Genomic DNA, 26058 nt, shown 5'->3' on the forward strand with positions numbered 1-26058 from the left:
TCAGAACCTCGTTGAGGTGGAGAACCGGAAGGTTTCCGTCTTGTCGTAATCTTCTTTGGCCAGAACTTGGCTGAAGTCGAAGCGGATGGGCCCCATGGGGGAGCGCCAGAAGATGCTGAGGCCAGCGGAGGCGCGCAGGGACATGTCATCGACGATGTTGGGATCGACGACGCCAGCGGCCGTGAGCTTATCCTCATCGTCCAGCATGCCCAAGGTGCCGAAGTCGGAGAACAGGGCGGCCTTCACCCCGTACTGCTCCGGCAGGAAGGTCGGAACGGTGAGTTCCACATTACCGATGGCGTAGGCCTTGCCGCCCATGGAATCGGAGCGGCCGGAGTTCAGGTCCCGCGGACCGATGCCGGCGGTCTCAAAGCCGCGGAAGCTGTTGCCACCCTTGTAGAAGCGGTCGTTGATCCGAACCGTATCGCCGCTCCACCCGTCCACATAGCCGGCCGAGCCGGTGGCGCTGAAGATGAAGCTCGGGGAGAAGCCGTAGTACCAACCGCCCTCGACCTCGGTCTTCAGATAGTTCACGTCGCCGCCGACCCCGGCCAGATCCTGGTTGAGGGCCGTATAGAATCCGCGGGTCGGATTGATCGGATCGTTACGCCGGTCGAGGCGCACGCCGTAGCCGACGAGAGAGGTCGTATAGGAGCCCCGCTGCTGGCATAGCGAGATCGACACCAGGAGCGCGGTCGGGTCGCAGTAGGACGCCGGAAGCTCGACCTCGTCCCGGCGGAGCGTGTAGCGCAGCGAGGCGCGCGAATTCAGCGTCAGCGGGAAGCCCAGCCGGACGCCGCTGCCGATGGTGTTGGTCCGGTAGGACGAATAGTCGGTGAGGTCGTAGCGGTAGGAATAGACGTCGAGGCCGGCGCCCAGATCCCGGCCCAGGAAGCGCGGCTCGGTAAACGAGAAATCGACCTGCTGGCGGAGGGAGCCCACAGAGACCCGGGCCCGGACGTTCTGGCCGCGTCCGCGGAAATTGCGCTCGGTGACGCCGAGGTCGAGGATCAGCTGGTCGACCGACGAATAGCCGGCGCTGAAGGACAGCTCGCCCGTCGGCTGCTCGGTCACCTGGACCTGGAGATTGGTGCGATCGGGCGCCGAGCCAGGCGTCTCCTCGATCGCCACGTTCTCGAAGAAACCGAGGCCACGGATCTGATTGCGCGAGCGGTCCACCAGGACGCGGTTATAGGCGTCGCCTTCGGCCAGGTTCATCTCGCGACGAACCACATAGTCCAGGGTGCGCGTATTGCCGATGATGTCGATGCGATCGACATAGACCCGGGGCCCTTCATCGACAGCGAAGGTCACATCCACAGTGCGGGTTTCGCGGTTGGGCGTGTAGCGCGGGCGCACATCGACGAACGCAAAGCCCGCGGCGCCGGCGGCGAAGGTCAGCGTATCGGTGGCCTGCTCGATCCGCTCGTCCTGATAAATCTGGCCTTCGCGGATCGGCAGGATCTGAACCAGGGTCTCCTTGTTGAGACGCTCAAGCTCGGTCTGCACCTCGACCTTCCCGAACCGGTATTCTGGCCCTTCGTCGATCGTATAGGTGATGACGAAGCCGTTCTTGTCCGGCGCCAGTTCCGCCACAGCGGAGATCACGCGGAAATCGTAGAAGCCACGGTTGCGGTAATGCTCGCGCAGCTGTTCCTTGTCGTATTCCAGCCGGTCGGGGTCGTAGTTGGCGTTGCTGGTGAACAGCTTGTACCAGGCGCTCTGCTCGGTCACGACCACGTCGCGCAGGTCGTTGTCGGAGAACTCGACATTGCCCAGGAAGTTGGTGCGCAGCACGCCGCTCTTGGCGCCCTCGTCGATCTCGAAGATGACGTCCACGCGCTTCTGCGGCAGCTCGACAATCTTCGGCGTCACGTCGGCCGAGATCCGGCCGGAGCGACGATAGAGCTCGACGATCCGCTGAACGTCCTGCTGCACCCGGGCGCGGGTGAAGATGCTGCGGGGACGCAGGGTGACCTCGTCGCGCAGCTTGTCTTCCTTGAGGCCGCGGTTCCCCTCGAAGATCACGCGGTTGATGATCGGGTTCTCGACCACCTCGACCACGATCTCGCCTGAGACGGCGCTGATCCGCACGTCCGCAAACAGATCGGTGCGATAGAGCGCCTTCAGCGCCAGGTCGAGCTGTTCGGCGTCCACCTGATCGCCAGGCTGGATCGGCAGATAGGACAGGACCGTCGCCTGCTCGATCCGCTCATTGCCCTGGACGACGATGCGCTGCACCACCTGCGACTGGACCTGGGCCACAGCGCCGGTTGGCACGGTCAGGGCCGTGGAGGCGAGCAGCAGGGCGAAGCCGGAAGCGAACGCAGCGCCACGAGCGCGAGATCTTTGCATCTGATCAGCCGTAAAGGGAGGAAGGCGGGCCTAGGAGACCAGGCCGCCAAGAAATTTGAACACGCGCAGTTGCTGCAGATCGTTCCAGGTGGCGAACAACATCAAACCGAGCAGGAGCGCAAGGCCCACCCGGTACCCTGCCGCCTGAACCTTGGCCGCAAGAGGGCGGCGGGCCACAGCTTCGTAGGCGTAGAAGACGAGGTGCCCGCCATCGAGAACCGGAACCGGCAGCAGGTTCATGAAGCCGATCCCCACCGACAGCACCGCGGTAAGGCCGAGCAGCGCCACCGCGCTGCCCAGCAACATCGCGCCAGTGTCTGGCGCGCCCTGAGCGCCCGATTGCGCCACCTGCCCCGAGGCCTGGGCGATCCTGAGCGGCCCGCCCAGCTGATCGGCGCTTTCCCGGCCGGTGACGACCCGGCCGAGATAATAGACCGTCGTGCTCAGCACCCGCCAGGTCCGCTCCGTCCCGGCGACCACCGCCTCCAGGGGGCCGTATCGCCGCACGGAGCGGTCGGTGGCTCCTGCTGGGCTGGCGATTCCCAGAACGCCGATCTTCTGCTCGCCGCCCATGCGGTCGGACACGATCCGTCGCTCCGGTGTCGCGGTGAGACGCACCAGCTGGCCGCCGCGATCGACGACAAAGGTGGTCGGCGCCTGTGACCGCACAGCGATGATCTGCTGCAGGTCGAAGAAGTTGTCGATCTTCTGGCCGTTGGCTTCGACGACCACGTCGTCCACCACGAAACCGGCCCGCTGAGCGGCGCTGCCGGCCTCCACGCCCGCCACCCGGGCCGGCAGGACGGTCTCGCCCACGGTCATCAGCAGGAAGGAGAACAGCACGATCGCCAGGACGAAGTTAGCCAGGGGGCCGGCTGCGGTGATGAAGGCGCGCTGCCACACGGGCTTGAAGTGGAAGTAGCGGTCGGCCGCCCCCCTGCCCTGCTCGGTCTCGATCTTCTGGCGCAGGGCCTCGAGATTGGCGTGGTCCGGCACGCTGGCGGCGTTCTCGTCGCCGGAAAACTTGACATAGCCCCCAAGCGGGATCCAGCCGACCCGCCACTCGACGCCCTGGCGATCGCGCCAGCCGAAGATCCTGCGGCCAAAGCCGATGGAGAACTGGTCGATGGCCACGCGACAGGCGCGGGCGGCCCAGTAGTGTCCCAGCTCATGGATCGTGACGACCACGGTCAGGACCAGCAGGAACGGGACGATGTAGGTCAGTGCGGTCTGCAAAAAGCCGAACATCTGGTGGGGGCTGCTCCTAAGGGCCTAGCGGGCGCTGGAAAGCGACGCCGTGACGGCCGAGGCGATGCGCCGGGCCGCTGCATCCGTTTCCCGGGCCGTTTCAAGTGCGTCGCCGTTCGCCCCCCCGACCAGGTCCCCGTCGCGTTCCATACGCTCCAGAGTCTCAGACACGGTGGCGGCAATATCGAGAAAGCCGATCTTTCGGTCAAGGAAGGCGGCGACAGCCACCTCATTGGCCGCATTCAGCGCCCCGGGCGCGGCTCCGCCAGCCGAAAGCGCGGCCTTGGCGAGGCTGAGCGCCGGGAAGCGGGTGAGGTCCGGCGCCTCGAAGGTCAGCGGGCCGGACGCCACCAGATCGAGCTTCGGCGCCGGCCACGGCAGGCGGTCGGGCCAGGCGAAGGCGCAGGCGATCGGCGCGCGCATGTCCGGCGGCCCCAGCTGAGCCAGGGTCGAGCCATCGGCATATTCCACCATGGAATGGATGATCTGCTGGTGATGGATCAAGACGTCGAGGCGCTCCGGCGGCATGGCGAACAGGTAGGCGGCCTCGATGATTTCGAGCCCCTTGTTCATCATGGACGCGGAATCGACCGAAATCTTGGCGCCCATACTAAAATTCGGGTGGGCCACCGCCTGCTCCGGGGTGGCATGGGTCATCTGGGCCTTGGTCCAGGTGCGGAACGGCCCGCCGGACGAGGTCAGGATGACCCGGGAGACCTGGGCCGTGGCCCGCGAATCGAACACCTGAAAGATCGCCGAGTGTTCCGAATCCACCGGGATCACGAGGCCGCCGGCCAACTTGGCGGTGCGCAGGAGACCCGGCCCGCCGCAGACCAGACTTTCCTTATTGGCCAGGGCGACGATGGCGCCGGACCTGGCCGCGGCCAGGGTGGGCGCAAGCCCCGCGAATCCTACGATGGCCGACATCACCCATTGGGCGTCGGCGGCCGCCACATCGGCGATGGCCGAGGCGCCCGCTGCGGCCTCGATGCCCGAGCCCCGGAGCCGGTCGCGGAGTTCCGGCAGGCCTTGTTCGTCTTCGATGACCGCCTGAGCCGGGCGCCACTTCAGCGCCTGCTCCGCCAGCCGCGCCACATTGCGGCCGCCGGTCAGACCGACCACCTCGACCTCTACCTGCGCCTGTTCGAACAGGTCCAGGGTGGACACGCCCACAGAGCCGGTGGCGCCGAGGATGGTCACCTTGCGAGGCAGGCCGGCAGGGGCGTTCATGTGAAAAACTCCGCAAGGCGGGCGAGCGCCACGACAAGAACGGCGAACATCAGGCCGTCTACGCGATCAAGCAGGCCGCCATGACCGGGGATCAGGTCGCCTGAATCCTTCACGCCGAAACGCCGCTTGAGCATCGATTCCCAGAGGTCGCCCCCCATGGTCGCCAGGCCGCCCGTGAAGCCGATCACAGCGCCGGTCACGGGGCCCATGACCTCGCCGAACAGGATCGAGCAGCCGGCGCCGGCGCAGGTGGCCGCAGCCAGTCCGCCGACGAACCCGGACCAGGTCTTGTTGGGCGAAAACCTCGGCCAGAGCTTGGGGCCCTTGAGCACGCTGCCCACCAGGAAGGCGGCGATATCGGCCGCCCAGGTGACGGCGAACAACATCAGCACCCAGAGCGCCCCGTCCGGCGTGCCCCGCAACCAGACCAGGGCCAGGCAGGGAACGCCGATATAGACCACCCCGAAGGCGGCGTCGGCTGGTCGCTCGGCCACCCGGCGGGCGATGAAGGCGGCGACCCCGGCGCCCAGGGCCATGGCCGCCCAGGCCAGGGGCACATAGCGCAGATAAATGAGGAAGACCCCGGCCAGCACCCCCACCAGGACCGCGCTCAGCACCCGAATCGGGGCCTTGGGCGCCGTCATCCCGGCCCACTCGATCGACAGCAGCGCGACGCCGACGGAGATCAGCAGCAGGAACGGCCAACCGCCGAACCAGACAGCCGCCACCGTCGCCGGCACCAGCACAAGGGCTGAGGCTGCGCGGATGGCGAGGTTTGACCAGTCGAACTGTTTAGCCGGCGGCAAGGGCGTCATCGGCCACGGCGCCGCCATAGCGCCGGTCGCGGGTGCGATACTCGGCGATGGCGGCCTTGAGATGCTCAGGGCCATAGTCGGGCCATAGCACATCCTGGAAGACGAGCTCGGAATAGGCCGCCTCCCACAACAGGAAGTTCGAGAGACGCTGCTCGCCGGACGGCCGCACGATCAGGTCCGGCGGCGGGGCGGCCGAGGTGGAGAGGTAGGCGGCGAACCGCGCCTCATTGAGATCCGCCGGCGCCAGCCGGCCGGCGGCCACATCCTCGGCGAAACGCCGTGCGCCGTCGGTCAGGTCGGCCTGGCCGCCATAGTTGAAGGCCACCTGGAGGAAGAAGCTGTCATTGCCGGCCGTACGGCGCTCGGCCTCCTCGATGATCTCGATCAGGTCGGCGTTCAGCCCCTGGCGACGGCCGATGACGCGGACGCGGACGCCCTCGCGTTCAAGCCGGCCGAGATCGCTTTCGAAATAGCGGCGCGGCAGGGCCATCAGTTCAGCCACCTCGGTGGCCGGCCGGCTCCAGTTTTCCGTCGAAAAGCCGAACACCGTAAGATGGCGGATATTGAGATCCGGCGCGGCGGCCACCGTGCGCTTCAGCGCCTCGACGCCGGCCCGGTGCCCAAGGCTGCGCGGCAGGCCCCGGCGCTTGGCCCAGCGGCCGTTGCCGTCCATGACGAGGGCCACGTGCAGAGCCTCGCCCGCCGAGGATTGGGCGGCCGGCAGGGCGGCGTTCGGCTCGGGGCTGCGGGCCATGGGTTCCTCGTGCGTCTTTGCCGCCAGACCGACGATCAGACCTGCATGATCTCTTGTTCTTTGACTTTCAAGGCTTCGTCCACCCGCTTCACCGCCTCATCGGTGAACTTCTGGACCTCGCCCTCCATGCGCTTCTGCTCGTCCTGGCTGATGACGCCGTCCTTCTCCGCGCGCTTCAGGTCGTCATTGGCGTCGCGACGGATGTTACGCACGGCCACCTTCTGCTGTTCGGCGTACTTGCCGGCGATCTTCACCAGATCCTTGCGGCGTTCTTCGGTCAGCGGCGGAATCGGAATGCGCAGGGTCTGGCCATCGACCACGGGGTTGAGGCCGAGACCGGAATTGCGGATCGCCTTCTCCACCGAGACGGCGACGCCCTTGTCCCAGACGCTGACCGTCAGCATCCGCGGCTCGGGCACGCTGACGGCGGCCACCTGGCTGATCGGCACGGTGGAGCCATAGGCGTCGACCATCACCTGATCGAGGAGCCCGGCTGACGCCCGGCCCGTACGCAGGGAGGCGAACTCCTCCTTCAGCGCGATGACGGCCTTGTCCATGCGATCTTTGTAACTTGCAAGAACCGGCTTCTCTGCGGCGGCCATGGGGCTCCTCCAATCGTGGTCAGGACATGGGGGCGTGAGGGGTTCAGGCGATCGTCGTAAAGACGCCCTGGCCCTTCAGCACCTTCAGGAAATTGCCCCGCTCGCGGATCGAGAACACCACGATCGGGATCTGGTTGTCGCGCATCAGGGCGATGGCCGAGGCGTCCATGACCCGCAGGTCCTGGGCCAGCACATCATGATAGCTGAGCGTTTCGTAGCGCACGGCGTCCGGCGCCTTCTTGGGGTCGGCGGTGTAGACCCCATCGACGCTGGTGCCCTTGAAGAGGGCCTCGCAGCCCATCTCCGCCGAGCGCAGGGCCGCAGGCGTGTCGGTGGTGAAGAAGGGCGCGCCGAGGCCGGCGGCGAAAATCACCACACGGCCCTTCTCCAGATGCCGCATGGCGCGGCGACGGATATAGGGCTCACACACCGCATCCATGGGGATGGCCGACTGGACGCGGGTGAAGACCCCGACCTTTTCCAGAGCGCCCTGCAGAGCCAGGGCGTTCATCACCGTGGCCAGCATGCCCATATAGTCGGCGCTGGACCGCTCCATCCCCTTGCCCGCCAGGGAGACGCCGCGGAAGATATTTCCGCCGCCAATCACCAGGCAAAGCTCGACCCCGTGACTGACGACCTCGGCGATATCCTCCGCCACGGCTTCCAGAGTGTTGGGATCGATTCCGAAACCCTGCTCGCCCATCAGGACCTCGCCCGACACCTTGAGCAGGATCCGCTTGTAACGAAGGGTAGGAAGGGTCTCGGGCATCGGCGCGGCTTTCCGAATCTGTCACAGGCAAGATAACGCAAGGGCGCGGCGCGCGTCGAACGCGCCCGCGCCCCACGTTGTGGTTGCGTGAGGTTCTACGCCTGACCGCTGAGTTGGGCCACCTCCGCGGCGAAGTCGTCGACCTTCTTCTCGACGCCCTCACCCAGACCGAAGCGCACAAAGCCCTTCATGGTCACGGGCGCGCCCGTTTCCTTGGCAAGCTCGGCGATCAGTTGCTCGATGGTCTGGTCGGGGTTCATGACGAAGGCCTGCTTCAGCAGGACGACTTCCTCGTAGAACTTGCGGATGCGGCCCTCGACCATCTTCTCGACCACGCCAGCGGGCTTGCCCGAAGCCAGCGCCTGCTCGGTGAAGATGGCCTTTTCACGCTCCACGGCCTCGGGATCGAGGTCGTCGGTGGACAGCGACAGCGGGTTCGTCGCGGCCACGTGCATGGCGATCTTGCGACCGACCTCCTGCAGTTTGGCCTGATCGCCGGCGCCTTCCAGGGCCACCAGCACGCCGATGCGGCCGAGGTCCGGCGCGGCCGCGGCGTGGACGTAGCTGGCCACAGCGCCAGCCGGCACGCTCATGCGGGCAGAGCGGCGCAGCATCATGTTCTCGCCGATGGTGGCGATCAGGTTGGTGATCACGTCGGAGACCACCTCGCCCTTGGCCGTCTTGGCCGCCGAGATCGCCTCGACGCCCTCGACGTCCAGAGCCACCAGGGCCACGTCCTTGGCCGCATTCTGGAAGAGCTCGTTGCGGGCGACGAAGTCGGTCTCGGCGTTCAGCTCGACCAGCACGCCGGTCATGCCGGCGCCGTCCTGGCGCACGGCCGCGGCCACGAGGCCTTCGGCGGCGGCGCGGTCGGACTTCTTGGCGGCCTTGGAGAGGCCCTTGGTGCGCAGCCAGTCCATGGCCGCATCGACGTCGCCGCCGTTTTCCTGCAAGGCCTTCTTGCAGTCCATCATGCCTGCGCCAGACTTCTCGCGCAGTTCCTTGACCAGCGCAGCGGTGATTTCCGCCATGGGTCGGCTCCTTCGGTTAGAATCAACGGCTGGGCCACATATGGAGCCCAGCCGTCACAGTTTGATATCGGAACGGCGGCGCCCCGGGGGCCGGGGCGCGCCGAATTACGATTGCGCGGCGGTCTCGCCTTCGACGGGCGCGGCGGCTTCGGCCGGGGCTTCGGCGGCCGCCGTCTGAGCCAGGACGGGCTCCATCGGCGTTTCCGAGGCGCCCAGATCCACGCCCGAAGCAACCTGACCGGCGGTGAGGCCGTCGAGGATGGCGTCGGCCATCAGGTCGCAATAGAGCTGCAGCGCGCGGGCGGCGTCGTCATTGCCCGGGATCGGATAGGTGATGCCGGCCGGATCGCAGTTGGTGTCCAGGATCGAGATCACCGGAATGTTGAGCTTCCGGGCCTCCTGGATGGCGATCGCTTCCTTGTTGGTGTCGATCACGAACATCAGGTCGGGGATGCCGCCCATGTCCTTGATGCCGCCCAGGGACAGTTCCAGCTTGTCGCGTTCGCGGGTGAGCTGCAGCAGCTCCTTCTTGCCGCGGCCGACGCCTTCGCCTTCCAGCAGGCCTTCCAGCTCGCGCAGGCGGGCGATCGAGCCCGAGACGGTGCGCCAGTTGGTGAGCGTGCCGCCCAGCCAGCGGTGGTTCACATAGTATTGGGCGCAGCGCTTGGCCGCCGTCGCCACGGGATCGGACGCCTGGCGCTTGGTGCCCACGAACAGGATGCGACCGCCGCCGGCGGCCACGTCGCGGGCCTTGACCAGCGCCTGGTGCAGCAGAGGGATGGTCTGCGACAGGTCGATGATGTGGATGTTCGAGCGAGCGCCGAAGATGTAGCGCTCCATCTTCGGGTTCCAGCGATGGGTCTGGTGACCGAAGTGGGCACCAGCTTCCAAAAGCTGACGCATGGTGAAGTCGGGCAGCGCCATTGAATGGCTCCTTTTTCCGGTATGCCTCCGCAAGCCAAAACCCCTTTTGGGAGCCCGGAACGGAAACCTCTGGGATGTCTCCCCGTCGGTCGCCGAACGCCTGCGTGTGTGATGGGCCGCGAGATAGGCTCGCGCGTGGGAAAAAGCAAGCCTAATGCGCCATTTGGCGAATATGGGCAGGCTCGCGGGCCTCAGATGTCTTCCACGTAGAGAACGCCGGGCGAGGTCTTCAGGGCCCCGCGGACCGAGCCGTCCAGGGTGAAGCGGCCGGGCAGCTTCAGCTCCACCTCGCGGCCGCCCTCCACCGGCGCCGTCAGGATGATCTCCCCGCCCCGGCTGTTGGCCGCGCTTTCCAACCTGCGCTTCAGGGCGTCGATCTCGGCGCTGCGCGGCGCCAGATGCACCCGCAGGCCGGCGACGGCGTTCTCGATCGCCTTTTCCACCGGCTCGGCGTCGTCGCCGAAGAACCGCACCTCCCCGTCCCGCGCCTTGGCCCGCACCTTGATCGAGACCGCGCGACCAGGCTCCAGCACGTCGCGGCAGCGACGCAGGGATTCCGGTGGAAACAGCACCTCGTACTCCCCCGTCGGATCAGACAGGGTGACGAAGGCGAACTTTTCGCCGCTGGACTGGGAGGCGCGCTCCTGCTTGCGGCGCACAACGCCGGCCATGCGGAACACCTCGGCCCCGGCCTCGGCCCGGACGATGACATCGGTCAGGAGCTCGGTGCGTCGCCGACGTAGGGCCGGGATCATGTCTTCCAGGGGATGGCCGGAGAGATAGAAACCCACGGCCGATAGTTCCTCGTCCAGCCGCTCGACCGGCGTCCACATGTCGGCCCGCGGCATGCGCGGCCGGCCGACGCCCGCCTGATCGCCGCCAAACAGACTGGCCTGAGCCGAGGCCCGGTCTGCGGCCATGCTCTGGGCGTAGGCGATCAGACTGTCGGCCGCCGCCGCCAGCTGGGCGCGATTGGGATGGATGGAGTCGAAGGCGCCGGCCCGCGCCAAGGTCTCGAAGGTGCGCTTGTTCACATGGCGCGGATCGACCCGCTCCACGAAGTCGAAGATGTCGCGGAAGGGACCGCCCTCACGCCGGGTCTCGACCACATGCTCCATGGCCGCCAGGCCGACATTGCGGATGCCGCCCAGGGCGTAGAGCACCTCGCCGGCCTCGACCTCGAAGTCGGCGCCCGAGGCGTTGATGTCCGGCGCCCGGACCTTCACGCCGAACCGCTTGGCGTCCTGGTAGAAGACCGCCAGCTTATCGGTGTTGGCGATATCCAGGCTCATGGAGGCGGCGAAGAACTCCACCGGCGCGTTCGCCTTCAGCCAGGCCGTCTGGTAGGAGACCACCGCATAGGCCGCCGCGTGGCTCTTGTTGAAGCCATAGCCCGCGAACTTGTCCACCAGCTCGAAGATCGAGGCCGCCTGGCTCTCCGGCACCCCGCGGGCGGACGCCCCGGCGACGAACATGGCCTTCTGCTCGGCCATCTCGTCCTTCTTCTTCTTGCCCATGGCCCGGCGGAGAAGGTCGGCGCCCCCGAGCGAGTAGCCCGCCAGGATCTGGGCGATCTGCATCACCTGTTCCTGGTAGACGATGATCCCGTAGGTCTCCTTGAGCACAGGCTCCAGGGACGGATGCAGATAGTCGATGGTCCGGCGGCCGAACTTGCAGTCCACGAAGGCCGGGATGTTGTCCATCGGGCCGGGTCGATAGAGCGCGCCGACGGCGGTCACGTCCTCGATAGAGTTGGGGCGAAGCTGGCGCAGGGTGTCGCGCATCCCCTGGCCTTCCATCTGGAAGACCCCCACCGTGTGGCCCGCCGACATCAGCTCATAGGACTTGGCGTCGTCGACCGGCAGCACGCCCATGTCCACGCGGGCGCCGCGCTGGTCCATGAACTTCAGCGCCTTGTCGATCACCGTCAGGGTCTTCAGGCCCAGGAAGTCGAACTTCACCAGGCCCGCGCTCTCCACCCACTTCATGTTGAACTGGGTGGCTGGCAGGTCCGAGCGGGGATCCTGGTAGAGGGGCGTCAGTTCGGTCAGGGGCCGATCGGAAATCACGACGCCGGCGGCATGGGTCGAGGCGTTGCGATAAAGGCCCTCGAGCTTCAGGGCGACATCCAGCAGGCGGGACACCGCTTCGTCCTCTTCGCGCGCCTGTCGAAGCCGGGGCTCGATCTCGATAGCCTTGGCGAGCGTCACCGGGTTGGCGGGATTGGCCGGCACCATCTTGGCCAGACGGTCCACCTGGCCGAGCGGCAGCTGGAGCACCCGACCGACGTCGCGCAGCACGGCGCGCGCCTGCAGGGTGCCGAAGGTGATGATCTGCGCCACCCGGTCACGGCCATAGCGCTGCTGGACGTAGCTGATCACCTCTTCGCGCCGGTCCTGGCAGAAGTCGATGTCGAAGTCGGGCATGGAGACCCGCTCCGGATTCAGGAAGCGCTCGAACAGCAAACCATAGCGCAGGGGGTCAAGGTCGGTGATGGTCAGGGAATAGGCCACCAGCGAGCCGGCGCCCGAGCCCCGGCCAGGTCCCACCGGAATGTCGTGGGCCTTGGCCCATTTGATGAAGTCCGCAACGATCAGGAAGTAGCCGGGGAAACCCATCTGGGTGATGACCCCGATCTCCCGTTCCAGCCGTTCGAAATATTCCGCCTCCGGGGCGTGACTGGCCTGCCCCCGGGCGAGCCGGCCCTTGAGCCCTTCGCGGGCCTGATGGGCCAACTCGTCGGCCTCGGTGCGATCGCCCTCGGTGGGGAAGCGCGGCAGGATGGGGTCGCGCTTGCGGACCATGAAGGCGCAACGCCGGGCGATGTCGAGGGTGTTGTCGCAGGCCTCCGGCAGGTCGGCGAACAGGGCGCGCATGTCCGCCGCCGGCTTGAACCAGTGCTCCTGGCTCACTCGGCGACGCTCGTCCTGTCCGACAAAGGCGCCATCGGCGATGCACAGCAACGCATCGTGGGCCAGGTGCATGTCCTGCTTGGCGAAATAGGCGTCATTGGTCGCCACCAGGGGCACGTCGCGCTCATAGGCGAAGGCCACCAGTTCCGGCTCCGCCAGGGCCTGGGCCGACAGGCCGTGCCGCTGAAGCTCCACATAGAAGCGGGCGCCGAAGACACGCAGCATCTCTTCCAGGGCCGCGCGGCCCTCGGCCACCTTGCCCGCCGCCATCAGCGGATCGACCGGGCCGTCCCAGCCCCCCGACAGCAGGATCAGCCCCTCGGCATGCTCGACCACCTTGGCCCAGGCCACCGCCGGCTCCTCGACGCCGCCGACACTGTCGATATAGGCCATGGACGACAGGCGCGAGAGATTGAGATAGCCCGCCTCGCTCTGGGCCAGGAGCACAATGGTCGGGGTCCGCGCCCACTTGTCCGGCTGACGATCACCGATGCCGGTCACCGCCAGGGCGCAACCGACAATGGGCTGGACCCCCTGCCCCTGGGTGGCGACGGAAAACTCCAGCGCGCCATAGAGGTTGGTGCGGTCGGTCAGGGCGACGGCGGGCATGTCGTGGGCGGCGGCCAGGGCGCCGATGGCGTCAGCCTTGATGGCGCCTTCCAGCAGCGAATAGGCCGAGCGCACCCGAAGGTGCACGAACCCGCCATCCTGCTGTTGCATTCGAGCCTCCGACACGCGAGCCATGGCCCCGCCCCGTCAGCCGACCAGAAAGGCGAACTGACAGACCATACCTACGAAGCTCGCCACAGCGACAAATGCCAGCGATTCCCGCGCCAGAAGAATGATCATCACGCAGCCCCTTGTGGATGTTCCATATATGTTCTTATTCTGGTTTTGTTCTCCTCGTCAACACCCCCTGTGAACAACCTTCCGGAGCGCCCCATGGACCAACGCATCAGCCTGATCACCCTCGGCGTCGACGATCTTTCCCGGTCCCGGGCCTTCTATGAGGACGGCCTCGGTTGGACGCCCGTCAGCGCGCAGGAGAGCGTGTGCTTTTATCAATTGCCGGGGCTGGCCCTGGGGCTGTTCGGTCGCGAGGCCCTGGCCGAGGACGCCAAGCATCCGATCGACGGTCGCTTCAGCGGGATCACCATCGCCATCAATGGCCGCTCGCGCGAGGAGGTCGATGAGATGTTCGCCCAGGCGTTGGCGGCCGGCGCCAAGGCGCTCAAGCCCCCCGAACCGGTCTTCTGGGGCGGCTATTCCGGCTATTTCGCCGATCTCGACGGCCATGTGTGGGAGGTGGCCCACAATCCCGGATCGATCATCGGCGCCGATGGCTCGACGACCTTCCAGGCCGAAGACGCCTAAAAGATCGACTGCGGCTCCAGATGGCCGTCCTTGAGCGCCAGGACGCGGTCCATATGGCGGGCGAGCTCGAGATTGTGCGTGGCGATCAGAGCCGCCACGCCGGTCTCGCGGACCAGCTCATAGAGGCTGGCGAACACGTCGGCCGAGGTGTTGGGATCGAGATTGCCCGTGGGCTCGTCGGCCAGCAGCAGGCGCGGCCGGTTGGCCAGCGCCCGGGCGATGGCGACCCGCTGCTGTTCGCCGCCCGACATCTGGGCCGGCTGGTGGTCCACACGCTCGCCAAGACCCAGCTGGCTCAGCAGGACGCCGGCCCTGGCGCGCGCCGTCTCGTGGCTTTCGCCGGCGATCATCAGTGGCAGGGCCACATTGTCCAAGGCGCTGAACTCGGCCAGCAGATGGTGGAACTGATAGACGAAGCCGATCGAGGCCAGGCGCACCCGAGTGCGCGCCCGTTCGTTCAGCGCAGAGCAGTCGCGCCCATCGATCAGGATCGCGCCGGCGTTGGGCCGCTCCAGCAGGCCAGCGGCGTGCAGGAGGGACGATTTGCCAGACCCCGAGGGCCCGATCAGACCGACGATTTCGCCGGGCGATACGTCGATATCGACGCCTTGGAGCACCGTCAGCCGACGGTCGCCGGTGACATAGGTCCGCTCCAGGCCGCGGACCGACAGGATGGGCGTCTCACTCATAGCGAAGGGCTTCCACCGGATCGAGGCGAGAGGCCCGCAGGGCCGGCGGCAGGGTGGCGAGGAAGGACACCGCCAGCGCCCAACCCACCACGATCATCACCTCGACGGCGTCGACCTTGGCGGGGATGTGGGCCAGATAATAGATGTCGGAGCTGAACACCTCGGCGCCCGTGGCCCATTCGACGAAGTTCTGGATGGGGCCGATGAACAGGCAGAACAGAACGCCAAGCACCAGGCCGACGATCGTGCCCAGAGCCCCCACCGAGGCGCCGGCCATGAAGAAGATGCGCAGGATCGCCCCGCGCCCGGCGCCCATGGTGCGCAGGATGGCGATGTCGCGGCCCTTGTTCTTCACCAGCATGACCAGACCCGAAATGATGTTCATGGCCGCGATGGCGACGATCAGCATCAGGATCAGGCGCATGACGCTGCGCTCGATCTTCAGGGCGTTCCAGAAGCTGGCGTTGCGCTGGGTCCAGTCGGTGACGATGGCGACAGGCCCCGCCAGTTCGGCAATGGCCGACTTCATGGCCGGCGCCCGGTCGGGATCGGCGATGCGGATCTCCACCACGTCGACCATGCCCTCGCGGGCGAAGAACAGCTGGGCCTGTTCCAGCGGCATATAGATGAAGAGCTGGTCGTACTCGCTCATGCCGACGCTGAAGGTGCCGCCGACCGTGTAGGTCTTGCGCTGCGGCGTATAGCCGAAGGCCGTCGCCCCGCCGCTGGGCGAGATCAGGGTCAGCGGGTCGCCCGGGCCGACGCCCAGCGTTTCGGCCAGACGGTCGCCGATCAGCACCAGATCGCCGCCATACTCGCCCTCGCCAAAGCCTTCGAGGGAGCCGCGGACGATGTTGCCCGAGACGATCTCGGTCCGGCGCAAATCTTCCTCGCTGATGCCGCGGACCACGGCGCCGCTGATCTGGCCCTGACCCAGGGCCATGGCCTGGGCCTCGATCAGAGGCGCGGCCTGGGTCACCCCAGGCAGGGCGGCGATCTCGCCGGCCAGGGTGCGCACCTCTGGATCGTAGAGCGACCCGCCCGAGACGAAGACATGGCCGTTGAAGCCCAGGGTGCGGTCGAGCAGCTCGGTGCGGAAACCGTTCATCACCGACATGACGATGATGAGCACCGCCACGGCCAGCATGATGCCGACGAAGGAGATGATCGAGATCAGCGCCACGCCGCCCTGGCTGCGCTTGGCGCGCAGGTATCGGCCGGCGAGCATCCGCTCCCAGCGCCCGAAGGGCGGCGCCACGCCGCTCACGCGATGATCGCCTTGAGTGCGTCTTCCAGCGGCAGGGACTGGCGCTCGCCCGTGGCGCGGCGCTTGATCTCCACCTTGCCCTCGGCGACGCCCTTGGGGCCGATGATCAGCTGCCAGGGCACGCCGATCAGGTCCATGGCGGCGAACTTGGCGCCCGGCCGCTCGTCGGTGTCGTCCAGCAGGGGATCCTTGCCGGCGTCGCGCAGGGCGCCATAGGCCTGCTCACAGGCGAGATCCACGGCCGCGTCGCCGGGCCGCAGGTTGATCACCGCCACGCCGAAGGGCGCCACGGACTCCGGCCAGATGATGCCGGCCTCGTCATGGCTGGCCTCGATGATGCCGCCCACCAGGCGCGAAACGCCGACGCCGTAGGAGCCGCCATGGATCGGCCGCTCCTGGCCGTCCGGCCCGGTGACCACGGCGCGCATGGGCTTGGAGTACTTTTCGCCGAAATAGAAGATGTGACCGACCTCGATGCCTCGGGCCGACAGGCGGTCGGACTCGTCGACTTCAGACTCGAAACGCGCCTGTTCGTGCATGTCCTCGGTGGCCGCATAGAGGGCGGTGCGCTGGTCGACGATGGGCTGCAGATCGCCGTCCCAGTCCACGTCGCCAGGGGGCGGCATTTCCACCAGGTCGCGATGGCAGAAGACCTGACTCTCGCCGGTCTCGGCCAGGATGATGAATTCGTGGCTCAGATCGCCGCCGATGGGGCCGGGATCGGCGCGCATGGGCACGGCCTTCAGCCCCAGGCGGGCGAAGGTGTTCAGATAGGCTACGAACATACGGTTGTAGGACCGGCGGGCTGCGGCCTCGTCGATGTCGAAGGAATAGGCGTCCTTCATCAGGAATTCCCGCCCGCGCATCACGCCGAACCGGGGGCGGCGCTCGTCGCGGAACTTCCACTGGATGTTATAGAAGTTCTTGGGCAGGTCCTTGTAGCTCTTCACATGGGCCCGGAAGATCTCGGTGATCACCTCTTCGGCGGTGGGCCCATAGAGCAGATCGCGCTCATGGCGGTCGGTGATGCGCAGCATCTCGTCGCCATAGTCGTCGTAACGCCCGCTCTCACGCCACAGGTCGGCCAGCTGCAGGGTCGGCATCAGCACCTCGATGGCGCCGGCCCGGTCCATCTCCTCGCGGACGATCTGCTCGATCTTCTTCAGGACGCGGAGGCCCAGCGGCAGCCAGGCATAGATGCCCGCCGCCTCCTGGCGGATCATTCCGGCGCGCAGCATCAGCTGGTGCGAGGCGATCTGGGCGTCAGAGGGCGCCTCACGCAGCGTGGGAATGAAATAACGCGAAAGACGCATGCGTTCGGGGCCTTCGTACCAGACTCTTCGGAATAGGCCCTGATTAGCCTTGCGCGTCTGACCTTGGCAATCGAAGCGTCGAAAAGAAGGCCGCCGGCGCAAGGCGGGCGGCCTCCAAGTTGGTCATCGGGGAAAACGCTACGCAAGCCGGCGACGCCGCTTGGCTGAGACCGTTGTAACCCCCGTAACATCGAATGCGCGCCCATCTCGGGCCCAGGCGGGAAAGACGCGCCGAGTTCGCCCAATTTGCAGGCGTCACCGTCTTGGAGCGCGTAAGGCCTGGGCGCCGGAGCGCCTAGTAGTTGGCCGGCCCCGTGGGCATGGGGATGACGCCGGACCAGATCACCGCCCAGACCACCACGAAGACGATCGCCGAGACCCAGGTGGTGGTGATGAACTTGCGCTTGAGCTTGGGATCAACCGGCGCGCCGGGATCGCCACCGTCGCCCTTGTCGATGCCGGCCTCGGCGTGGCTGATGGTGCCCAACGGCAGGACGGCGAAGAGCACCACCCACCAGATGATCAGATAGGTCGCAATCCCGGTCGTTACGCCCATCAGTGGGCCTCCTGCGGCGTTTCCATGAGTTCGACCAGCACGCCGCCCATATTCTTGGGATGGACGAAGATCACAGGCGTTCCATGCGCCCCGATCCGCGGCTCGCCCGTGCCCAGCACGGTGGCGCCCTTGGCCCGCATCTCGTCGCGGGCGGCCAGGATATCCTCGACCTCGAAGCAGATGTGATGCTGGCCGCCGGCCGGATTCTTGGCCAGGAAGCCGATCAGCGGCGAATTCTCGCCCAGCGGCTCGATCAGTTCGATCTGCGAATTGGGCAGGTTGACGAAGCAGACCCAGACCCCCTGCTCCTCCATCGCCCATTTCTCGGTGATGGAGGTGGCGCCCAGGACGTCGCGATACATGCGCACGGCGTCGTCGATGGAGGGGGTGGCGACCCCCACATGGTTCAGTTTCCCGATCATGGCGCTGGTATACGCCCCCTGCCCCTACGGCGCGAAGACCCTAAAGTCGCAGGACGGTGGTCTCGACCACGGGCCGGCGGCCCCACACTCGCTGGCAGGCCTTCTTGACCGCCCGCGACATGGCGGTTTCGACCGCCTGGTCCAGATCGCGGTCGGCGCCGGACAGGCGTGACAAGGCGCGTTCGGCCTCTTCGGCCAGATCGTCGAGGGCCTCGTCCAGAGGATAGTCGTCATCGGTCGGCATGCCGATGGCGCGCACCTGCGGACCCGAGGTGATCTTGCCGCGGCTGTCCAGGGCGACGGCGACCGTGACCACGCCGTTGTGGGCGGCATGGCGGCGCTCGCGCAGGGCCTCCCCGTTCTCGCTGACCACCACATTGGCGTCGACGAACAGCCGGCCAGCCGGCGTCTCATCGATGATCTCGGCCCGACCCGGCGCCAGACGAACCATGTCGCCATTGCGGGGGGCGACCGTCTGGGGAACCTGCAGGTCCCGGGCGAAGGCCGCATGCTCCAGCAGGTGCCGGCGCTCGCCATGGGTGGGGATGGCGATCTGCGGCCGCGCCCAGGCGTACATGCGCGCCAACTCGTCCCGGCAGGGGTGGCCAGAGACGTGGATGCCGGGATGGTCGTTATCGGTGTAGAGCCGCACGCCGCGGTCGGCCATGCGGTTCTGCAGGTTGCGGATGGCGATCTCGTTGCCGGGGATGACCCGCGAGGAGAAGACGCAGGAATCGCCCTTGCCCAGGTTCACGTGGGGATGATTTCCCTCCGAGATGCGCGAGAGGGCCGCGCGCGCCTCGCCCTGGCTGCCGGTGCACAGATAGAGGATGGAGTCGGCGGGGAAGTAGCCGGCCTCGCTCTCGTTGACGAAGTCCTTCAGGCCCTTGAACAGACCGACGGACCGGGCGGCGGCCGCCATCCGGTGCATGGAGCGGCCCACCAGGCAGACCCGGCGGCCATTGGCCTCAGCGGCCCGGATCACCGAATCCATTCGCGCCACATTGGAGGCGAAGCAGGCCACGGCGACCTTGCCCTTCAGCTCGCCGATCAGCCGGGCCAGCGCATCGCGAACGTCGGCCTCGGAGCCGGACTCGCCCTCGACGAAGACATTGGTGGAATCGCACACCATGGCCAGGACGCCCTCGTCCCCCAGCTGGCGGATGAAAGCCTCGTCGGTGGCCGAGCCGAGGACCGGATCGGGATCGATCTTCCAGTCGCCGGTGTGCAGCACGGTGCCCAGCGGCGTGCGGATCGACAGGCCGTTGGGCTCGGGGATCGAGTGGGTCAGGGTGATCAGGTCGATCTCGAAGGGCCCGAGCGTCACCCGGCCGCCCAGCGGCACCACATTGATCTCCACCTGCCCCTCAAGGCCCCCCTCCCGCAGCTTCTCGCGCAGCAGGAAGGCGGTAAACGGGGTCGCGTAGAGCGGCGCGCGCAGGCGCGGCCACAGCCAGGCCACGGCGCCGATATGGTCTTCATGGGCGTGCGTCAGGACGATGCCCAGGATGTCGTCGGCATGCTCCTCGATGAATTCCGGATCGGGCAGGATCAGGTCCACGCCGGGCGTCGTCAGGTCGCCGAAGGTCACGCCGAGATCGACGATGATCCACTTGCGCGCATGGGGCGGCCCGAAGCCGTAGAGATTGAAGTTCATCCCGATCTCGTTCGACCCGCCGAGCGGAAGGAAGACGAGTTCGTCCTGGTTCTTGTTGGCGGCCATCAGGCGCCTCCGAGGTTGCGGCGGTGGATCTCCAGCAGACCCCGTATGGTCAGGTCGGGATCGAAGTGGTCGATCGCCAGACTAGCCCCGTGGAAAAGCGAAGCGACGCCGCCGGTTGCAATCACCGTCAGCGGTTGCGGCCATTCGGCCTTGATGCGGGTGATCAGGCCCTCGATCAGGGCGATATAGCCCCAGAAGACCCCAGACTGCATGGCGCCGACCGTGTCCTTGCCGATGACCTGCTGCGGCTTCTGGATCGCCACCCGCGGCAGCTTGGCGGCTGCGGCGTGCAGGGCCTCCATCGACAGATTGATCCCGGGCGCGATCACCCCGCCCTCGAAGCCGCCGTCCTCGGCGATCACGTCGAAGGTGGTGGCGGTGCCGGAGTCGATGACGATCAGCGGGCCGGAGTACTGGATATGCGCGCCGATGGCGTTCACCAGCCGGTCGGCGCCAGCCTCCGACGGCTTGTCGATCCGGACAGCGATGCCGAGCTTGGCGTTCTCGCCGATCACCAGGGGTTCAACATGCAGGTAGCGGCGGGCCAGGTTGCGCAGGTTGAAGATCGACTGCGGCACCACGCTGGAGATGATGCAGGCGTCCAGCACGCCGAACTGCAGGCCGGCCATGTGCAGGAGTTGCGAGAGCCAGACGGCGTATTCATCGGCCGTGCGCGTCGAGTCCGTGGCCGCCCGCCACTGGGCGATCCAGGTGTCGCCGTCGTGCACGGCGAAGAGGGTGTTGGTGTTGCCCTGTTCGATGGCCAAGAGCATCAGGCGTCTCCAAAGAAAACATCGCCGGCGGTGATCCGCCGGACCTGACCGTCGGCCAGCCGCAACCGCAGGGCGCCGTCGGCCTCCATGCCCTCGGCGACGCCCTCCACCGTCTCTTGCGGCAGGCGGGCGATGCAGGGCTGGCCCAGGCCATGGGCCCGCAGGGTCCAGCCCTGAGCGATGGCCTCAAAGCCTTGAACCGCCCAGAGACTACGCCAGGTTTCGAAGGCCGTCGCCAGGACCTCCAGGGCCGCCTGCGGCTCCGGCGGCGGACCTGGCATATGTTCGGCGAAGGTGGTGGCGGGGCGTTCGGCGGCCACCGGCGCGGCGGCGAGATTGATCCCGATGCCAATCGCCAGCCAGATACGCCCGTCGGGCCGCGCGCCGGACTCCACCAGGATGCCGGCGGCCTTGCGACCGCCGATCAGCAGATCGTTCGGCCATTTGACGCTGACGAGGCCGGCGCCCAGGAACTGCTCGGCCAGATCGGCCGCAGCCAGGGCGGCGACGAAGGACAGTTGCGCCGCCTCGGCCGCTGGCCTGTCGGTGACCATCAGCAGGGTGGCGGCAAGGTTGCCCGATCGCGTCTCCCAAGGCCGGCCACGGCGGCCGCGCCCTGCGGTCTGGTTCAGGGCGGCGATCCACTGGGAGCCCGCCTCGCCGGCCTCGGCACGCCGTCGGGCCTCGGCGTTGGTGGAGTCGAGCTCGTCGTAGAACGCGATCGGCGGGTGGACGCTGGCCAAATCAGGCCAGGCCGAAGGCGGCGGCCGCAGCCGCAGCCAGCGGATCTATGAAGGTCAGGGCCACCAGCACGACCGGGAAGGTGAACAAGGCGAGCGCGATGGCGATCGCCTTGGCCTCCAGCGGCGGGGTGTCAACGCCGCCGACGGGGGCGTCGAACCACATCACCTTGATCAGGCGCAGATAGTAGAAGGCCGCCACCACGCTGCCGACCAGGGCCACGACCGCGGCGATCCCGAGGCCGGCGCCGATGGCCGCCTTGAACACATAGAACTTGGCCCAGAAGCCCGAGAACGGCGGCAGGCCCAGCGCCGAGAGCGCGAACGCGCTCATGGCGAGCGCAATGCCGGGGCGTTCCTTGAACAGGCCCGCCATATCCGAAATGGTCTCCATCGGACGACCATCGCGCGACAGGGCCGCCAAGCAGGCGAAGAAGCCGGTCACGTCCACCATGTAGAGGACCATGAAGACCAGCATGGCCTGGATGCCGGCGGCGTCGCCGGACGCCAGGCCCAGCACCGCATAGCCGATATTGGCGATCGAGGAATAGGCCCACAGGCGCTTGAGATTGGTCTGCGCCAGGCCGGCGAAGGCGCCGACGGCGACGGAGGCCAGCGCGACGATCACCAGGATCTGGCGCCATTGGTCGGCCGCGCCGCCGAAGCCCTCAGCCAGAACCCGGGCGAACAGCACCATGGCCGCCATCTTGGGGGCCGCGCCGAAGAAGGCCACGACCGGGGTCGGCGCGCCCTCATAGACGTCGGGCGTCCACATGTGGAACGGCGCCGCCGAAATCTTGAACGCCAGGCCGCAGATCAGGAAGACCAGGCCAAACAGCACGCCCACGCCTGCGCCGCCCTCGACCGACTGGGCGATGATGTCGAAATGGGTCGAGCCGGCGAAACCGTAGATCAGCGAGGCGCCATAGAGCAGCAGGCCCGAGGACAGGGCGCCAAGCACGAAATACTTCAGGCCGGCCTCGGAGGCCTTGGCGTTGTCCCGATGAATGGCGGCCAGGACGTAGAGGGCCAGGGAGTGGAGCTCGACGCCGATATAGAGCGAGATCAGGTCGCCGGCCGAGGCCATCATCCCCATGCCCAGCGCGGCCAGGATGATCAGGACGGGGAACTCGAAATTGTTGACGCCGCGGCGCTGGAACCAGGGCTGGCCGAGCGGAATGGCGATGGCGCTGGCGGCGTAGATCGCCACCTTGGCGAAGGCCGAGGCCTGGTCGGCGATCAGACCGCCGGAGAATCCACGTCCCATCGGGCCCAGCACGGCGGCTGCGCCGGCGGCGACCAGCAGGGCCACGGCGGCCAGGCTGAAGACCGCATTGGCGCGGCTCTGGAAGGCGCCCCAGACCAGCAGGGCGAGCGCGCCTGCGGCCAGGATCACCTCGGGAAGGGCGAGGCTCAGATCAGCGGAGAAATTCATCGCAAAAGCCCCCTCACCCGCCGGTCGCAGCGCGGTAGACCGCGACCAGATTGTCGACCGAGGTCTGGGTGATGTCGAAAACGGCGGCCGGATAGATGCCGAGATAGAGGGTGCCCAGGATCAGGGGGGCGAAGATCGCCACCTCCCGCCAATTGAGGTCCTTGATCTCGGCCAGGGCCGGATTGGTGAGTTCGCCGAACACGACCCGCCGATACAGGCTGAGCGCATAGACGGCCGAGAGGATGACGCCGGTGGCCGCCACGATGGCCGCCCAGGTCGAGGCCTGATAGGCGCCGGTCATGGTCAGGATTTCGCCGACGAAGCCCGAGGTGCCCGGCAGGCCCACATTGCCCATGGTGAACAGCAGGAAGATGGCCGCGTACCAGGGCATGCGGTTCACCAGCCCGCCATAGAAGGCGATTTCGCGGGTGTGCATCCGGTCATAGACCACGCCGACGCAGAGGAAGAGCGCGCCGGAGATCAGGCCGTGGCTGACCATCTGGAAGATGGCGCCCTGCTCGCCCTGGGCGTTGCCCGAGAAGATGCCGAGCGTCACGAAGCCCATGTGGGCCACCGACGAATAGGCGATCAGCGTCTTGATGTCGGTCTGCCGGAAGGCGACCAGCGAGGTGTAGACGATGGCGATCACCGACAGGGCGAAGACCAGCGGCGTGAAGAAGACCGACGCGTCGGGGAACATGGGCAGCGAGAAGCGCATGAACCCATAGCCTCCCATCTTCAGCAGCACGCCGGCCAGGATCACCGAACCGGCGGTGGGCGCTTCCACGTGCGCGTCGGGCAGCCAGGTGTGCACCGGCCACATGGGCATCTTCACCGCGAAGGAGGCGAAGAAGGCCAGCCACAGCCAGATCTGGATCTCCTGACCGAAGTCGTAGGTCATGAGTTCCGGGATCGAGGAGGTGCCGGTGATGCCGATCATGGCGAGCACGGCGGCCAGCATGAGCACCGAGCCCAGCAGGGTGTAGAGGAAGAACTTGAAGGCCGCATAGACCCGGTTCTTACCGCCCCAGACCCCGATGATCAGGAACATCGGCGCCAGGCCGAACTCGAAGAAGACGTAGAAGAGGATCAGGTCCAGCGCGCAGAACACGCCGATGACCAGGGTCTCCAGCGCCAGGAAGGCGATGAGATATTCCTCAATGCGATACTCGATCGAGCGCCAGGAGGCGGCGATGCAGAGCGGCATCAGGAAGGCGGTGAGCACCACGAACAGCACCGAAATGCCGTCGACGCCCATCCGGTAATGGAGCCCGCCGAACCAGGCGAAGTCCTCGACGAACTGGAAGTCGGCCGTGGTGCGGTCGAACTGGCCGAGCATGACCAGGGACAGGGCCAGCGTCACCAGCGTGGTGACGAGCGCGATCCATTTGGCCAGATCCGCCGACTTGGCGCTGCCGGCCGGCGCGATGAACCGCAGGGCCAGGATGGCCGCGATGCCCGCGACGGGCGCGTAGGTGATGAGCGAGAGAATGCCGGTCATGACTTATCCCCGCCTCAGGCCGCCCAGGCGTAGAGCGCGAAGGACAGAAGCCCCGCCACCCCAAGCAGCATCACGAACGCATAGTGGTAGACGAAGCCCGTCTGCAGCTTGCCGGTCCGTCGGCCGATCGCCGCGGAGACGGCGGCCACGCCGTTCGGGCCCGCCCCATCGATGATCTTCTGGTCGCCGACCTTCCAGAAAAGGTCGCCCAGACCGCGGGCGGCCCGCACGAAAGTGGCGTTGTAAAGCTCGTCGAAGAACCACTTGTTGTAGAGGAAGCTCCAGACCGGACCCTCCTTGGCCGCCATCCGGGCGCCCAGGCCCTCGCGCAGCACATAGATGTAGAAGGCGGTCGCCAGGCCCAGCATGGAGGCCACCAGCGGGGCGTAAAGCACCCACTGCGGCACGTGATGAGCATGCTCGAGCACGTGGTTGTTCGGCGCGGTGAAGATGGCGCCGCGCCAGAACTCAGCCTGATGGTCACCGACGAAGTGCTCGACGAAGGCGAAGCCCGCCGCCACCGCGCCGACGGCGAGCAGCAGCAGAGGAACCACCATCACCAGCGGGCTCTCGTGCGGGGTATGGGCGTGATGATGCCCATGGTCGTGGGCGTCCGGCAGCGGCTCGTCATGGGTCTCATGCTGGGCCGGCGCATGGGCGTGATCGTCATGGGGCTCATGGCCCCACTTGGCGTGGCCGTGGAAGGTCATGAAGGCCAGGCGCCAGGAATAGTAGGCCGTCAGGGCCGCGGCCAGGATGCCGATCACGAAGGCGAAATAGGCGATGCCGTTCTCTTCGCCGGCCGCATAGGCCGCCTCGATGATGGTGTCCTTGGAATAGAAGCCCGCGAAGCCCAGGTGCAGGTCGGGGATGCCGAAGCCGGTGATGGCCAGGGTGCCGATAACCATCACCGCATAGGTGACGGGCAGCAGCTTCCACAGGGCGCCCATCTTCCGCATGTCCTGCTCATGGTGCATGCCGTGGATCACCGAGCCGGCGCCCAGGAACAGCAGAGCCTTGAAGAAGGCGTGGGTGAACAGGTGGAACATGGCCGCCTGGTAGGCGCCGACGCCGGCGGCGAAGAACATGTAGCCGAGCTGCGAACAGGTCGAATAGGCGATGACCCGCTTGATGTCGTTCTGGGCGAGCCCCACCGTGGCGGCGAACAGGGCGGTGACCGCGCCCACCAGGGTGACGATCTGCTTGGTCACAGGCGCGTATTCGAACATCGGCGAGAGCAGGCAGACCATGTAGACGCCGGCCGTCACCATGGTGGCGGCGTGGATCAGGGCCGAGACAGGGGTCGGGCCTTCCATGGCGTCGGGCAGCCAGGTGTGCAGGAAGAATTGGGCCGACTTGCCCATGGCGCCGACGAACAGGAGCGCGCAGGCGAGGTCCATGGCGTGCCAGGTCTGGCCGGCGAACTGCCAGCCGACGGCGGCGAATTCCTCAACCCGCGGGAAGATCTCGGCGAACTCGATGGTGCCGAACTTCCAGAAGACGGTGATGATGCCGAGCGCGAAGCCGAAGTCGCCCACCCGGTTGACCACGAAGGCCTGGATGGATGCGGCGTTGGCGGTGGGCTTCTTGAACCAGAAGCAGATCAGCAGATAGCTCGCCAGCCC

General features: G+C 67.0%; 23 protein-coding genes. 1 reads left to right on the forward strand and 22 read right to left on the reverse strand.

From position 1 onward, the window contains the following. From bamA to sidA, 11 genes are all read right to left on the reverse strand, one after another. Window positions 1-2355, reverse strand: coding sequence for an outer membrane protein assembly factor BamA (gene bamA, locus Q8L83_RS14335; protein WP_305288051.1), 2355 nt, complete (start codon window positions 2353-2355; stop codon window positions 1-3). 30 nt (window positions 2356-2385) lie between these two features. Continuing rightward, window positions 2386-3603 carry an RIP metalloprotease gene (locus tag Q8L83_RS14340; RefSeq protein ID WP_305288053.1) on the reverse strand — a complete coding sequence of 406 codons (1218 nt, stop codon included), beginning with the start codon at window positions 3601-3603 and terminating at the stop codon, window positions 2386-2388. A gap of 24 nt (window positions 3604-3627) precedes the next feature. Next, entirely contained in the window at window positions 3628-4833 is a 1206-nt protein-coding gene (gene dxr / locus Q8L83_RS14345) for a 1-deoxy-D-xylulose-5-phosphate reductoisomerase (RefSeq protein ID WP_305288055.1), read from the reverse strand. Further along, complete coding sequence (locus Q8L83_RS14350; RefSeq protein WP_305288056.1) at window positions 4830-5648, reverse strand: phosphatidate cytidylyltransferase; 819 nt, start codon at window positions 5646-5648, stop codon at window positions 4830-4832. The genes dxr and Q8L83_RS14350 overlap by 4 nt, the downstream gene beginning before the upstream one ends. Further along, a complete protein-coding gene (uppS, locus tag Q8L83_RS14355) occupies window positions 5626-6402 on the reverse strand; it encodes a polyprenyl diphosphate synthase (RefSeq protein ID WP_305288059.1) in 777 nt (258 codons plus the stop codon). The genes Q8L83_RS14350 and uppS overlap by 23 nt, the downstream gene beginning before the upstream one ends. A gap of 35 nt (window positions 6403-6437) precedes the next feature. Continuing rightward, window positions 6438-7004, reverse strand: coding sequence for a ribosome recycling factor (gene frr, locus Q8L83_RS14360; protein WP_305288060.1), 567 nt, complete (start codon window positions 7002-7004; stop codon window positions 6438-6440). Between the two features lie 43 nt (window positions 7005-7047). Beyond that, window positions 7048-7773, reverse strand: a complete 726-nt coding sequence (pyrH, locus tag Q8L83_RS14365; protein ID WP_304712953.1) for a UMP kinase — start codon at window positions 7771-7773, stop codon at window positions 7048-7050. Window positions 7774-7868: 95 nt separating this feature from the next. Then, a complete protein-coding gene (gene tsf, locus Q8L83_RS14370) occupies window positions 7869-8804 on the reverse strand; it encodes a translation elongation factor Ts (RefSeq protein WP_305288061.1) in 936 nt (311 codons plus the stop codon). Window positions 8805-8909: 105 nt separating this feature from the next. Next, window positions 8910-9728: a 30S ribosomal protein S2 gene (rpsB, locus tag Q8L83_RS14375; protein WP_305288062.1), complete on the reverse strand. Its 819-nt coding sequence runs from the start codon at window positions 9726-9728 to the stop codon at window positions 8910-8912. A gap of 191 nt (window positions 9729-9919) precedes the next feature. Beyond that, complete coding sequence (gene dnaE / locus Q8L83_RS14380; RefSeq protein WP_305288064.1) at window positions 9920-13360, reverse strand: DNA polymerase III subunit alpha; 3441 nt, start codon at window positions 13358-13360, stop codon at window positions 9920-9922. 36 nt (window positions 13361-13396) lie between these two features. Then, on the reverse strand, window positions 13397-13489 hold the full coding sequence (gene sidA / locus Q8L83_RS14385) for a cell division inhibitor SidA (protein ID WP_300579390.1): 93 nt from the start codon (window positions 13487-13489) through the stop codon (window positions 13397-13399). A gap of 93 nt (window positions 13490-13582) precedes the next feature. On the opposite strand from sidA, the gene Q8L83_RS14390 reads away from it, so the two are divergent. Continuing rightward, entirely contained in the window at window positions 13583-14014 is a 432-nt protein-coding gene (locus Q8L83_RS14390; RefSeq protein WP_305288067.1) for a VOC family protein, read from the forward strand. Here the strand turns inward: Q8L83_RS14390 and Q8L83_RS14395 are convergent. The 11 genes from Q8L83_RS14395 to nuoL all read right to left on the reverse strand — a co-directional run. Continuing rightward, complete coding sequence (locus tag Q8L83_RS14395) at window positions 14011-14703, reverse strand: ABC transporter ATP-binding protein (protein WP_305288069.1); 693 nt, start codon at window positions 14701-14703, stop codon at window positions 14011-14013. The genes Q8L83_RS14390 and Q8L83_RS14395 overlap by 4 nt on opposite strands. After that, window positions 14696-15931, reverse strand: coding sequence for a lipoprotein-releasing ABC transporter permease subunit (locus Q8L83_RS14400; protein WP_305288108.1), 1236 nt, complete (start codon window positions 15929-15931; stop codon window positions 14696-14698). Before Q8L83_RS14400 ends, Q8L83_RS14395 begins: the two co-directional genes overlap by 8 nt. 35 nt (window positions 15932-15966) lie before the next feature. Next, entirely contained in the window at window positions 15967-17283 is a 1317-nt protein-coding gene (proS, locus tag Q8L83_RS14405; RefSeq protein ID WP_305288071.1) for a proline--tRNA ligase, read from the reverse strand. 295 nt (window positions 17284-17578) lie between these two features. Next, the gene (locus tag Q8L83_RS14410; protein WP_305288074.1) at window positions 17579-17839 is read right to left on the reverse strand and encodes a DUF1467 family protein; all 261 of its coding nucleotides are present in this window, start codon (window positions 17837-17839) and stop codon (window positions 17579-17581) included. Then, the gene (gene mce, locus Q8L83_RS14415) at window positions 17839-18261 is read right to left on the reverse strand and encodes a methylmalonyl-CoA epimerase (RefSeq protein WP_305288076.1); all 423 of its coding nucleotides are present in this window, start codon (window positions 18259-18261) and stop codon (window positions 17839-17841) included. The genes Q8L83_RS14410 and mce overlap by 1 nt, the downstream gene beginning before the upstream one ends. A gap of 40 nt (window positions 18262-18301) precedes the next feature. Next, complete coding sequence (locus Q8L83_RS14420; RefSeq protein WP_305288078.1) at window positions 18302-19984, reverse strand: ribonuclease J; 1683 nt, start codon at window positions 19982-19984, stop codon at window positions 18302-18304. Continuing rightward, complete coding sequence (locus Q8L83_RS14425; RefSeq protein WP_305288110.1) at window positions 19984-20760, reverse strand: type III pantothenate kinase; 777 nt, start codon at window positions 20758-20760, stop codon at window positions 19984-19986. Before Q8L83_RS14425 ends, Q8L83_RS14420 begins: the two co-directional genes overlap by 1 nt. Next, window positions 20757-21500 carry a biotin--[acetyl-CoA-carboxylase] ligase gene (locus Q8L83_RS14430; RefSeq protein ID WP_305288080.1) on the reverse strand — a complete coding sequence of 248 codons (744 nt, stop codon included), beginning with the start codon at window positions 21498-21500 and terminating at the stop codon, window positions 20757-20759. The genes Q8L83_RS14425 and Q8L83_RS14430 overlap by 4 nt, the downstream gene beginning before the upstream one ends. A 1-nt stretch (window position 21501) precedes the next feature. Next, the gene (gene nuoN / locus Q8L83_RS14435) at window positions 21502-22932 is read right to left on the reverse strand and encodes an NADH-quinone oxidoreductase subunit NuoN (protein ID WP_305288082.1); all 1431 of its coding nucleotides are present in this window, start codon (window positions 22930-22932) and stop codon (window positions 21502-21504) included. A gap of 13 nt (window positions 22933-22945) precedes the next feature. After that, window positions 22946-24433 (reverse strand): NADH-quinone oxidoreductase subunit M, encoded by a 1488-nt coding sequence (locus Q8L83_RS14440; protein WP_305288084.1) that lies wholly within the window; start codon window positions 24431-24433, stop codon window positions 22946-22948. 14 nt (window positions 24434-24447) lie between these two features. Further along, the coding region (nuoL, locus tag Q8L83_RS14445; RefSeq protein WP_305288086.1) for an NADH-quinone oxidoreductase subunit L at window positions 24448-26058 on the reverse strand (1611 nt) is incomplete at its 5' end.

It is taken from the genome of Phenylobacterium sp. (assembly GCF_030680185.1).
Classification (GTDB): Bacteria; Pseudomonadota; Alphaproteobacteria; order Caulobacterales; family Caulobacteraceae; genus Phenylobacterium.